Annotated in this window: 11 protein-coding genes; 6 read left to right on the top strand and 5 right to left on the bottom strand. The window is 45.5% G+C overall.

Annotated elements, in window-relative coordinates; all coding sequences use genetic code 11:
- Window positions 1–43: 43 nt before the first annotated feature.
- The 6 genes from A9E74_RS10020 to A9E74_RS09995 all read left to right on the top strand — a co-directional run bounded on the left by A9E74_RS10020 (window position 44) and on the right by A9E74_RS09995 (window position 8,995).
- Window positions 44–1,276, top strand: coding sequence for a multidrug effflux MFS transporter (locus A9E74_RS10020; RefSeq protein WP_245652137.1), 1,233 nt, complete (start codon window positions 44–46; stop codon window positions 1,274–1,276).
- Window positions 1,277–1,348: 72 nt separating this feature from the next.
- Window positions 1,349–2,719 carry a TolC family protein gene (locus A9E74_RS10015; protein ID WP_069296489.1) on the top strand — a complete coding sequence of 457 codons (1,371 nt, stop codon included), beginning with the start codon at window positions 1,349–1,351 and terminating at the stop codon, window positions 2,717–2,719.
- Complete coding sequence (locus A9E74_RS10010; RefSeq protein WP_069296488.1) at window positions 2,716–3,885, top strand: efflux RND transporter periplasmic adaptor subunit; 1,170 nt, start codon at window positions 2,716–2,718, stop codon at window positions 3,883–3,885. Before A9E74_RS10015 ends, A9E74_RS10010 begins: the two co-directional genes overlap by 4 nt.
- Window positions 3,878–7,033 (top strand): efflux RND transporter permease subunit, encoded by a 3,156-nt coding sequence (locus A9E74_RS10005; protein WP_069296487.1) that lies wholly within the window; start codon window positions 3,878–3,880, stop codon window positions 7,031–7,033. Before A9E74_RS10010 ends, A9E74_RS10005 begins: the two co-directional genes overlap by 8 nt.
- On the top strand, window positions 7,033–7,710 hold the full coding sequence (locus A9E74_RS10000) for a response regulator transcription factor (RefSeq protein ID WP_084003035.1): 678 nt from the start codon (window positions 7,033–7,035) through the stop codon (window positions 7,708–7,710). The genes A9E74_RS10005 and A9E74_RS10000 overlap by 1 nt, the downstream gene beginning before the upstream one ends.
- Window positions 7,700–8,995, top strand: a complete 1,296-nt coding sequence (locus A9E74_RS09995; RefSeq protein WP_069296485.1) for a sensor histidine kinase — start codon at window positions 7,700–7,702, stop codon at window positions 8,993–8,995. Before A9E74_RS10000 ends, A9E74_RS09995 begins: the two co-directional genes overlap by 11 nt.
- A 71-nt stretch (window positions 8,996–9,066) precedes the next feature.
- Here A9E74_RS09995 and A9E74_RS09990 read toward each other — a convergent pair whose 3' ends face one another.
- From A9E74_RS09990 to A9E74_RS09970, 5 genes are read right to left on the bottom strand one after another with little or no spacing between them, the layout of a single operon-like run.
- On the bottom strand, window positions 9,067–9,834 hold the full coding sequence (locus A9E74_RS09990; RefSeq protein WP_069296484.1) for an ATP-binding protein: 768 nt from the start codon (window positions 9,832–9,834) through the stop codon (window positions 9,067–9,069).
- Between the two features lie 58 nt (window positions 9,835–9,892).
- Window positions 9,893–10,714, bottom strand: coding sequence for an energy transducer TonB (locus A9E74_RS09985; RefSeq protein WP_069296483.1), 822 nt, complete (start codon window positions 10,712–10,714; stop codon window positions 9,893–9,895).
- A complete protein-coding gene (locus A9E74_RS09980) occupies window positions 10,707–11,138 on the bottom strand; it encodes an ExbD/TolR family protein (RefSeq protein ID WP_069296482.1) in 432 nt (143 codons plus the stop codon). The genes A9E74_RS09985 and A9E74_RS09980 overlap by 8 nt, the downstream gene beginning before the upstream one ends.
- Window positions 11,135–11,533: an ExbD/TolR family protein gene (locus tag A9E74_RS09975; RefSeq protein WP_069296481.1), complete on the bottom strand. Its 399-nt coding sequence runs from the start codon at window positions 11,531–11,533 to the stop codon at window positions 11,135–11,137. The genes A9E74_RS09980 and A9E74_RS09975 overlap by 4 nt, the downstream gene beginning before the upstream one ends.
- Window positions 11,523–12,215 (bottom strand): MotA/TolQ/ExbB proton channel family protein, encoded by a 693-nt coding sequence (locus tag A9E74_RS09970; protein ID WP_069296480.1) that lies wholly within the window; start codon window positions 12,213–12,215, stop codon window positions 11,523–11,525. The genes A9E74_RS09975 and A9E74_RS09970 overlap by 11 nt, the downstream gene beginning before the upstream one ends.
- Window positions 12,216–12,424: the final 209 nt, after the last annotated feature.

Raw genomic sequence — 12,424 nt, 5'->3', positions numbered from 1 at the left:
CCTGATAATGTAACCCTCTCTTTGCTAAATCAAAGGAAGTTGATTGACTGCAAAAATGGATAAACAACCCGCTATCAATACCCACAATGTGGCACAGCTTATTTTGTTATTAGCCGGGTTAACAGCTATCGCACCACTTGCGATTGATGCCTATTTGCCCGCTATGCCACAAATGGCAGCCGAATTTGCCGTCAGTATTCATGCGATTGAATTATCACTCAGTTTGTTTCTGGCGGGTTTTGCTGTCGGTCAGTTGGCGGGTGGTCCACTATCAGATCACTTTGGCCGCAGACGCATCATCTTTATCGGCCTGACTTTATTTTGCATTGCCAGCATGGGCATCGTGCTTAGTCATACTCTGCATGGCTTATGGCTGTGGCGAATTATTCAGGCGATAGGTGGCGGCATGGCGATCGTCAATTCCTCAGCCGTGATCCGCGATATCAGCAGTGGTCGAGATAGCGCACGCTATTTATCACATATGGCGATTATCATGATGATTGCGCCGCTACTTGCTCCGCTTATTGGCATGATTTGTCTGCATATTGCCGGCTGGCATTCCATTTTCATTGTGTTGTTTGTCTATGCATTATTAATCGGGCTGCTGCTCTATCGCCTATTGCCGGAAACCCGCATTCAGCCTACCCAGACCACCTCCGCACTGCGCCGCTATATCGAAGTTTTAACGCATCGTAAAGCTTTGGCCTATCTAGCGGCGCAAAGTTTTACCTATGGCGGTTTGTTCAGTTTTATAACCGCCTCACCTTCTGTTTATATGGTGTATTTTGGTGTCTCGGCTTCCGTGTATCCACTGTTATTCGGCGTCAATGTATTAATGATGATTGTGGTTAACCGTATTAATGTCCGGCTGTTACATTTCTACGACCCGCCGTGTTTATTGAGACTCGGGCAAATTCTGCAAGTCATTATCGGCGTAATAATGTTGCTGTATATCCTGATTATCCCCGCCCCAGCTTTGAGTCTGATTGTTGCCGGCATCATGATATTTATTGGTTGTCAGGCACTGATTGTGTCAAATGCCGTGGCCAGTACTGTGGAGTTTTTCCCGCGTAGTAGTGCCACCGCTACCGCAGTGCTGGGTTCGTTTGGCTTTTTATCCGGTGCAGCCAGCGGATTACTGGTAAGTTCTTTGGGAGATGGCAGCCTCTGGCCGATGATTAGCGTGATGAGCGGATGTGCCATCGCTGGCTTGGTTATCAAAACCCTGATTTTACGCAGTTGCCGAGTTAATCCAACAGAAAAGAACGACTGTTAACCTTGCATTAACCCTCAGACCATTAAATTGGCGTTCACATTGACACCCATTTCATAGGGAGCGCGATATCAGGTGAACGTTATCAACCCGGAACGATATCTAAAAAAACTGTTTTTATTGCCATTGCTTTTATTGACAGCATGCAGCATCACTTCAGAACAACCGAATTACGACACATTGATCTCCACCGAACAGCAACAGGTAACGGAGTGGCAGAATCTGCCGCAACAGACTGAGGTCGCTTATCTGAATGATTTGGTTGATAGCGATATGTTCGAAGAACTGTTGCAAGTCGCCATGCAATCCAATCCTGGCTTGCAACAAACATTATTGACCCTGCAAATTCGCCAATCTCAATTAATCCAGGTCTCTGGCGAGAAACGCCCTTTTGTCAGTGCCGGTCTATCCGCGCTCAACAGCAGTGACAGTGATGCCAGTTTCGGTGCAAATGTCAGTGTCAGCTGGCAAGCCGATTTATGGGGCAAACTGGCTGACAATGAACGTGCTGCCAATCTTGATATCACCGAACAAAACCTTTTGTATCAGTCAGCACGGGACACTTTAGCCGCCGAAGTTATGCGAGTCTGGTTAACATTGATTGCACAGCAACGGGCGATTGATATTGAACAGCAGCGTCTGAACAGCCTGCAGCAAACTGAAAGCTTTATTCTGCAACGCTACCGCCAGGGTTTAGGCACATTGGAAGATTTAGACAGTGCTCGCAGCTCAGTGGCCACTTCTGCTGCCAATATTGAAGCGTTAACTGAAAATTACCGTCAACAAACTATTCAACTGAAAACTCTGGTTGGCCAGGTCAATAACCCGGCATTTTCGCTGCCCACTGAGTACCCCGAAGTTGTTATTCCAGCAATTGATTTACCTGAACAAACCTTAAATCGCCGTCCTGATCTGTTAGCCGCCTACGCTGCAATAGAAGCTGCCAGTGCTCGAACCGATGTCGCTTATAAAGATTTGTTACCCAGCCTTAATCTGCAAGCAGTATTAGAAGATATCGGCAGCTCTCCCCGGGCAAGTTTATTTACTGCCCCAGTGTGGAGTTTATTAGGACAATTAACGGCACCGCTATATCAAGGCGGGCAACTAAGGGCTGAAGCCGAAATTCGCGAACTGGAAACAGCATTCAGTTATCAACAATATCGCGATACCTTATTAAATGCGGTAACAGAAATCGAACAGGCATTAAGCCAGGAACAGGCTTTGATCAAACGCCAGCAACATATTGAAACGGCGCTAGCCAGTGCTGAAAACAATCTACGTCAATATCAGGCAAATTATCGCAGTGGTTTGCGAACCATACTGGATCTGTTGATCGTGCAGCAGCAAACCTTTGATCTACGCTCACAACTGGACGACCTTATTTATCAACGGCTGTTAAATCGAATTTCACTGGGATTGGCACTGGGGCTGGAGGCTAGAGCATGACTAAAAGAGTTCAATGGTTAGTATTTCTAGGAGCTTTACTGGCCTTTGTCGCTATTTATATGTTCACTCAGAATCAGATTGAACGCTATGCCAACCGTCCACTACCAGTGCGAGAAGTACCGCAAATACGTCCTGAAGTCTCGGTGATAACGGTTATGCCGGGAACCTATCAGTCCCAAGTCAGCGCTTATGGCGCCACTCAGCCGCATTACCATATCACTCTGGCGGCGCAGGTCGCCGGACAAGTCGAACAATTATCTCCCCGCTTTGAAACCGGTTTCCGGTTGAAAAAAGGTGACGAAATGCTGCGACTGGAAAACAGTGACTATCGTGCCGCAGTAGCAGCTGCCAAACAGCAACTTGCCGAAGCCAAACTCGTCTATCTGGAAGAAGAGCGTCAGGGTTTACAGGCTCAGGTGGAATGGGCTGCTTCTGGACTTGACGGTGATCCGGATTCGGATTTGGTATTACGCGTTCCCCAATTAGCCAGTGCAGCAGCCAGTGTAACTAATGCCGAAGCATTATTAGCCAGTGCTGAAAAAGATTTACAGCAGAGCATTATTCGCTCGCCTTTTGATGCATTGGTCATAACCCGCGATGTGTCCCCCGGCAGTTATCTACAGACGGGAACCCAAGTAGCCTCTTTGTACAGCACTGATTGGGTTGAAGTAAAAGTCTCGCTGTCGGATCGTGAATGGCAGAGTTTGCCTGAAGCCGAAAGTTTGGTAACCGGTGAATGGCCTGTTGATTTACATGCTGTGGAAGGCGATGCCAGCTGGCAAGGGAAAGTGTTGCGCGTTGAACAACACCTTGATGGCACTACCCGTCAACGTTCATTGATTGTCGGGGTAGATAAACCGCTGGATCAACAACCGGCAATCTACCCCGGTATATTTGTCGAGGTCAGCCTGGGTGGTCGGCAAATGGATAATCTATGGCAAGTACCATTAACCAGCTTAAGCCAACGTGGAGAGATCTGGCATGTGACAGCCGAGCGTAATCTGGCCAAATTCGCTACTTCGCCAGTATTTAGTGATGAGCACTTTATCTACATCGAACCACCTTCATCCTTAATCGACGACCCGCAACAAATCTTATTGCAACCCATCAGTAGCTACGTTGAAGGCATGGCCGTCGCCCCGATTGAGGCGGTAGATTATGAGTAAAAATATCGGTCGCAGCGGCATTATTGGCTGGTTTGCCACCAATCCTGTAGCGGCTAACCTGTTGATGCTACTGGTTATAATCATGGGCTTAATGTCTGTTGGTGATTTACGCAAAGAAGCTTTTCCCAGCAGTGAACCAGACAGCCTGACAATTTCTGTTTCTTATGACAGCGGCTCGGCAAAATTGTCTGAAGAAGGTCTGGCGATCAAAATTGAAGAGCAGCTGGAAGGTATCATTGGTATTAAAACCATTACCAGCGACTCGACTCGCAGCGGCGTCACCGTCACAGTGGAAATGCAACGCGGTTACGATCTCGACACGCTGATGCGTGATGTTAAAGCGCAAGTGGATGCGATATCCACCTTCCCTGCTGAAGCCAAAAATCCGGTGATCAAAAAGGCCGAACGGGAAGAACATGCTATCTGGTTACAACTGTATGGTGATACTGATCGTCATACTTTGCAGCAGCTCGCTGAAACACTCAAAGCAGATCTGTTAACCAAATCCACTATCAATCGGGTCACCATTTCCGGCTGGCTGGATCCAATGATGATGATCGAAATCGACGATGGTCGTTTGCAATCTTACGGACTGTCATTAAGCGATGTCGAAAATGCGATTAATAGCAATTCATCTACCCCGTTAACAGCTGTACTGCGTAATGAAAATGTTTATCTGCAACTGAATGCTTCTGAACAAGCCTATTTAAAACAGGATTTTGCCAGGATCCCACTGTTAACCGACGACAACGGACAGCAGATTTTATTGGGCGATGTGGCCTATATTCTGGACAGCTTTGATGATGATACTTCCATGCTGTCACGGTTTCAGGCCAAAGACAGTATTGGTGTGCAGGTCGTCACCACCGGGCTGGATGATATTGCCGACTCGGTTGCCGATGCTTATCAAATCGTCGAGCAATGGCAAAACAGCAATAAATTGCCTGCTCAAGTGGAACTTGCTACCTGGTATGACCGCAGCACCAGCATCATGGATCGTCTGAACTTATTGATTAAAAATGCTTTGACAGGGATTGTGCTGGTATTTGTCCTGCTGGCTGTTTTTCTAAACCTGACCGTTGCTTTCTGGGTGGCAATGGGACTGCCCTTTGTGTTTCTCGGCACCTTGTTTTTCATGGGCGATTCCTATGCAGGTTTGTCGCTCAACTCCTTTACCACTTTCGGCTTTTTGATGGCTCTCGGCATTATTGTCGATGATGCCGTGGTGGTCGGTGAAAGTATATACAGCGTCCGATCCAAGGAAGGCGATACCTTGCGTAATACCATAAAAGGCACTATGCGAGTAGCCGTGCCGACCTTATTTGGTGTTTTTACTACCGTAATAGCCTTTTATGCGCTGTCACAGATTGAAGGTCGACTTGGCGAACTTTATTCGCAATTTGCCGCGGTGGTGGCTATCGCGTTAATCATGTCAGTGATTGAATCCAAACTGATCTTGCCCGCCCATCTGGCTTATTTGAACACGCATAAAAAGCCTTCACAAAACATACTCGCAACAGGCTGGCGTAAAGTTCAACAAGGTGCAGATGGTGGTTTGCAGTGGTTTGCCGAATATATTTATCAGCCAGCCATTGAGTTTGCTTTGCGGTTTCGTTATGGATTGCTGATGGTATTTATGATGTTGTTTATCATCGTATTTTCCATGCCATTTAACGGCAGCATTCGTATGAGCTTTTTCCCGGCTATTCCTGGAGACACCGTCAGGGCAAATGTGTCGATGCATAAGGATGTCAGTTTTGGCCGCACCCATGAAACCTTGTTAATGATGGAACAAGCAGCCTATGAAACAGATAAATCATTACGTGAAAATACTGATTCAGGAAAGAGTGGAATAGCCAACTTACAATTACTCTCTCAGGCAGATCATAGTGGCGGTGTAACGGTCGAATTAGCTGCCGACTCACCATATGATTTAATCGAATTTCGTCGTGAGTGGGAAAAACGTGTCGGCATGCCTGAAGCCGTCCGTAGTATGCGTATTCAAAGTGGTCGTCAATCTGATGATGCGCTTCGGGTAGAGTTACGTTCCAATGATGATGATGTGCTGACTTTGGCCGGTGCTGAAATGTATAAATTACTGGAAACGATGCCGGGCATTATCGGTTTACAGGATAATTTGCAACCCGGTCAGCCTCAATTACAACTTAAACTCAATCAACAGGGCCGAGCTATGGGACTCAGCACTGATGAGCTGGCTAGGCAAATTCTGCAAGGCTTTGGTGGCCAAGTAGTACAACGTTACCAACGTAATAGCGATGAAATCGAAGTCAAGGTTCGCTATCCAGAAGCAGATCGGCAAAACCCGGCGGACGTATTGAAATCGAGAGTCCGTCTGGATGATGGCACGGTTATTCCATTATCCAGCGTGGCCGATGTCAGCTATGGTTTTACCCGAGACAGCATTACCCGTATCGATGCTAAACGCGCCATCTATCTCTCAGCAGATGTCGATAAAGATCAGCTTTCCGTCACCGAGTTTGTCGCTCAGCTCAGGCGTGATGTTGTGCCACAACTTGAAGGAAAATATCCGGGCCTGACTGTCTATTTTGCCGGTGAAGCCGCTGAGCAGGAAGAAACCCAATCATCGATGTTAAATCTGTTTTTATTAGCGATGTTGGGCATTTATATTCTGCTGGCGATTCCACTGAAATCCTATATCCAACCAGTATTAATAATGACTGCGATACCGTTTGGTATTGTTGGCGCTTTGTTGGGTCATTGGATGAATGATCTTTCTTTGGGCATTTTGTCGCTTAACGGCATCATCGCATTAAGTGGTGTGGTGGTGAATGACAGTCTGCTACTGGTCTCTCGATTTAATGATTTAAAAGAAGAGTACGCCGATGTGAAACAGGCCATATTATTGTCTGCCAGGGATCGTTTACGGGCCGTATTGCTGACCTCCTTTACGACATTTGCCGGGCTGATGCCATTATTGGGTGAAACCTCCAGGCAAGCACAGTTCCTCATTCCTGCAGCAGTATCACTGGCTTACGGCATCATGTTTGCGACGGTCATTACCTTAATATTGATACCGTTGTTGTTGATGATTCAACACGATGTGGCGCAGTATTTTCATCGTGGCAGCAAAGTCGTATTGCCAGCAACTGAACAAGGACCAGCCTGATGATTACAGTATTACTTATTGAAGATGATCTGGATCTGGCACAAACCGTGATGGATTATCTGCAATTGGAAGCCATCAGTTGCGATCATGCGAGTAATGGTGCCGCGGGCCTGAATTTGTTACAGCAGAATCATTATGATGTATTGCTGCTGGATTTAAATCTGCCAAGAATCGATGGTTTGACCGTATGTGAACGTCTGCGAAATGAAGGCTCGAACATTTCGGTATTAATGCTGACAGCGCGCGATCAACTGACTGACAAACAGGCTGGTTTTGCAGCTGGTACCGATGATTATCTGGTGAAACCTTTTGAGTTAAAAGAGCTGGTGATGCGGATCCATGCATTGTCACGCCGACGCAGTGGGCAAACTCAGCTATTGCGCTGTGGCGATTTGCAGATGAATCTTCAGCAACGTCAATTAAGCAGAGCGGATATCAATCTCCACCTATCTCCTACTGGTTGGCGGATTCTGGAATTGTTATTACGTGAATCCCCTAATGTCGTAAGCCGTCAGCGACTTGAGATTGCGGTATGGGGCGAAGAAATACCGGACAGTGACAGTTTAAAGGTGCATCTGCACCATTTACGAAAAACCATTGATGGGGGATTTGAAACCTCGCTGCTTCACACCATTCCAGGCGTTGGCATTGCTATCAGGGATGATAATGAAACGTAAAATAAGTCTTAAACGCCTGGTGACCGTCAGCTTTTTATTGTTTGGCGGTACCATTGTGCTGGGCTATTCATTGTTAAGCGCTCATTTTTTTATTAGGGGTATGGACAATATCGTCACGGGTGGCATGGAAAACGCTGCACTCACCTATATTGCCAATAACAAATCTCTTGCCGAAAACGAATTAGTTGATTTTAGAGGCAGTCAACTTTCAGGAAGATGGGAATCACAACCATTAGAGATTCGTCAGGTATTTTCAAATCCCCCGCAGCGCAGCGGCGAATTAGTCAAACGAGATGATTCAGACTGGTTTAATCGCCCTGACAAAGTCTATTTTGCCTTGAAAGTCGATTTAGCTAACGAATCGGTGTACATCACCAGAACACTTTCTCGTGAAAATGTCTCCAGTTTAATGGGCCGTAATATGGCCGAAAGCATGCGTTTATTAATCGGCGTCAGTGCATTGATCGCATTAACTTTGATGCTAATTACCTGGTTATTAATGCGCAGCATTTCCACGCCGGTTGCTCGACTGAACGAATGGACCCAATCTTTAACGCCAGAAACGCTGTCACAACCAGCACCTGACTTTTTGTATCCAGAACTCAATCAAATGGCAAAACTCATCCAGAACAGCTTGTCATCAGTTCAGCGGAGCCTGGATCGGGAGCATCGATTTCTGCGGTATACCAGTCATGAATTACGTACGCCTATCAGTGTTATTCGCAATAATATTGAGTTGCAACATAAAGTATTACAGCAGACCTCTTCCAGCTTGAACCCAATGCAGAAAGATATTGCCGATCGTATTGATCGAGCCAGTATTACCATGCAGCATCTCACCGAAACCTTGCTTTGGTTGAGCCGTGAAGATAACGAGAAGCTTCCGGAATCGGTGGTGGAGATAGATAAACTGCTGTTAGAAATTACCGAGGAAATGCGTTATTTATTACGCGATAAAACGGTAGATCTCATCATTAATACCCAGTCTTATGAATGTTCAATCAGTGCAGTTGCAGCCAGAATCGTCATAGGCAATCTGATTCGCAATGCATTTCAGCATACCTGGGAGGGTGAGGTCATTATTCATCAGCAAGGCCCACAAATCAGTATTATCAATCGGCAGTTTAATGCAGATATTGATGTTATTCCCAGCGAATTAGGATTTGGGCTTGGCTTACAACTTACCGCACAGTTGACTGAGAAGCTGGGTTGGTTTTATCAGAATCTGGCTGATGAAACTGGTCATAATGTGATTCTGGATGTAACACCACGTCAAACCAGCTAGGGATTATTGGTCTTTCCTCGGCACCATTGTTCTAAACTATTTTTCAGCCTTACCAGGTGGTAACGATGGGCTTAGATATTATTCACAAACTGTCGATAAAACTGAACTGCGGTGCGGCCACTGTGACTGGCCCGACGCATAGCAAACTGTTTGGCCTGTTCATGCAATATAGCGGGATCAACCGTGACATGTTCAAACAAGGTATCCACCATGGCGAGGTATGTATCCCAACTGGGTGGATAAAACGACAGCCATAAACCAAAGCGATCCGATAAAGCCAGTTTGTCTTCCAGGCTGTCACTGTAATGCACCTCTCCTCCCACCACGCGACTGGCCTGATTTTCTGATTGTTGTTCCGGCATAAGATGACGACGGTTCGAGGTAGCGTAAATTCTGACATGTTCCGGCGGTAATTCCAGACCACCTTCCAGCAAACTTTTCAGCGGTTTGAAACCTTCTTCACCTTGTTCAAATGATAAGTCATCGCAGAAAATGACAAAGCGAAAAGGCCGATCTTCTAGATCATCCAGAATTTCCGGTAACCAACCAAGTTCCGCTTTATCAATTTGCAACATGCGTAAACCTTGATCGGCAAACTCGTTTAATAAGGCTTTAATCAATGAGGATTTACCGGTACCTCTTGAGCCCCATAACAAAGCATGATTACTGGTTTCACCATTAACAAATCGACGGGTATTTTCAACTAGTTGCTTTTTTTGTTCTTCAATGCCGATAAGTTGATCCAGCTTAATCAAATCCAGCCGAGTAATGGCTTTAAGTTTTTGGGTATGCGCCCGCCATACTGCGGCACGAATTTGATGCCAGTCCAGATTATTCATCGGCTAGATTCCTGTATACAAAACCAATCGCTATGATGGTGCCTGAGTTTGCTGATCGTCAACTGCTTAATTCAAATGCAATCGGTACTTTTACTTCCAACTGCTGTTGCGACATTTCTGCTGGGAAAGCCGGTAATGGTTGAGCCTTTTCCAACATTTCCATCACCGCCTGATCCAATCTTTGGAATCCAGAACTGGCATCAATTCTTGATTCTCTGATTTTGCCATCACGAGTCACAATAAAAAATAACTGTACTACGCCCTGTTCACCCCGGCGTCGGGAAATTCCCGGATAACGTTTTTTCTCTGCCAATGTTCTGGCCAGTAAACTGAAATAGGTTTGTTGGGCTGCCTGTTGTATAGCTGAAGCAGCCTGACTTGAGATTGAACTGCTCTCTGAAGCCTCGCCTTGTTCAGCGATTTGTGTGTTTTCCAACTGTTTTTCGGAATTTGCAGCCGCATGTTCTGCCGGTTCAGTTGTTGCAGCAAGGTTTTCTGATGTTTTTGGGTTTGGTTCAAGCTTATCGATAGCAGGCGCGGTGTTCACCGCTTTTTTTATATCAGTTTGCTGTAAAGGTTTTTTTGTTTCGGTTTTAGTGGGCTTTTGCTCTATTTGAACAGGATCATTATTGCGCTCCTGAACTTCTGTAATCGTCGTTTGCTCGTCAATATTTGTCATTGGCTCTACGGCAGCAGCTGCCTGTTGTTTTTCCATGGTGGTGGCATCGAGCATACTGATATCGATTGTAATCCCCGCCTCAACCACCGGAGGAACCGGTTTAAGCGAATGTGGGTGTTTGATCGTATACATGCCAAATGCAAACACATGAATCGACATGGCGCTCAAAATAGCCAATAACCAATAACGAAATTTAATCATGTCGATCTGTCAGGCTTTGAGTGGCCAGTGAAACCTTCAATATCCCTGCCGCACGAACCTGTTTGAGTAAATCAGTTAACTCGGTTGCCATTACATTTGCATCGGTTTTAACCAACAGCTTGAAAGTCTGGGGATCCTTACTGTCCGCTATTTTCCGCTGCAAACTATCGGCTAAGGCGTTGGCTTCAACTAAAGCATCGTCCAAAGCCAACACTGCTGTGGCTGATACCAGCAAAACAGCATCGTGTTCCTCTATCGGTGACTGTTGTTGTGATGTTGGTGGCTGGATGGTGATAAGTTCACTTGCCGTCAATTGGCCAGCAATCATAAAAAATATCAGCATCAAAAAAACAATATTGATTAACGGGATCATATTGTCATCAAGCTGATTTGCTCGCGCTGCGGGTTTTGGCAGCAACATCATATCGCCAACCCTGCCAAACTGACTTTTTCAACACCAATGGATTTTAATTGGTCGAGAAAATCGATCATCTGCTGTGTTGTCACACCTTCAGCAACGGATACAACGAACACCCCAGCTTTATCTTCTTGAAGCTTTTGTTTTATTGGAGTGAGTTTTGAAACAGAGTAACGTCTTTGATCAAATTCATATTCTCCAGCGGCTTGCAACAGTAAATAGTATTGAGTTCGTATTTCCTCAGTGTTGTAAGACTCACTAGCTGCCGTAATATCCATCTGCCGCCACTGGGTAAAACCGGATGACAACATAAAAAACAATAACAGGATAAACACCACGTCAATTAAAGGCGTTAGGCTAATTAAGCGACGTTTTGCTACCAGCGGGTGTTCAAGCAACATTTTTTAAGCTTTCAGCTGGTGTTATTGTTGATAGTTTTATAAAAGGCGCATGTGTAAAAACCTGTGTCACTCCATCGTTGATCAAGGCTGCCACTCGCTCTGTTTTCCGCTCCAGCCAGTTATGTGCTAGTACGGCAGGTATTGCCACCGCAAGCCCTACGGCTGTGGTTAATAAGGCCTGCCAAATCCCTCCAGAAAGCACTGCAGGGTCGACCTGACTGCCTGCCAATTCCATCTGCTGAAAAGCCAGGATCATGCCGAGAACTGTACCAAATAAACCTAATAACGGACTTAAACTGGCAATGACTTCTAATGGACGCAGATAACTGCGTAATTGATTGATTCGTAAACTGGCGACCCGCTGTAACTCTTCTTTAAGTAATTCTTTGGGGATCTCAGTCTGTCTCAAACCTTCCATAGTTAACGCTAATAATTCATCTAATGGTTTGGCGATTTTCAGCACGCGAATAGCCTGTTCAGGCTCATTTTGTTTCCATAACGCAATGGCTTTATTCGCAGTAGCAGTTGATTCAGGCGCTATCAACATCAATTGCCAGATTTTGATTAATACAATACTGACCGCAATGATCGAAAAGCCCAGCAAAACCCACACGACGGGACCGCCAATATCCAATAACTCTTGTAAAAGCGTCAAAAAAGAAGGAGTTTCGACTTCATTCATCGTCGAGCACTGCCTAGTGGGTAGTTATGAAAATTGAGTTTGTGCACAATGCCTGATCTCTTAGTTAAAACAGAGGTAATGATAATAGTTATCATTAAGCTTTGCAAAGAAATCTTTAACAATGGACGTTTTTTTTTATTTTGCAATCAAGTGGATAGCACTGAGTAACTGGGATGTACCGATATTATTTAACGTTTTGTGATTATGAA

The sequence above is a fragment of the Methylophaga muralis genome (genome assembly GCF_001720165.1).
GTDB lineage: Bacteria > Pseudomonadota > Gammaproteobacteria > Nitrosococcales > Methylophagaceae > Methylophaga > Methylophaga muralis.
This window is presented reverse-complemented; position numbering and strand designations above follow the sequence as displayed.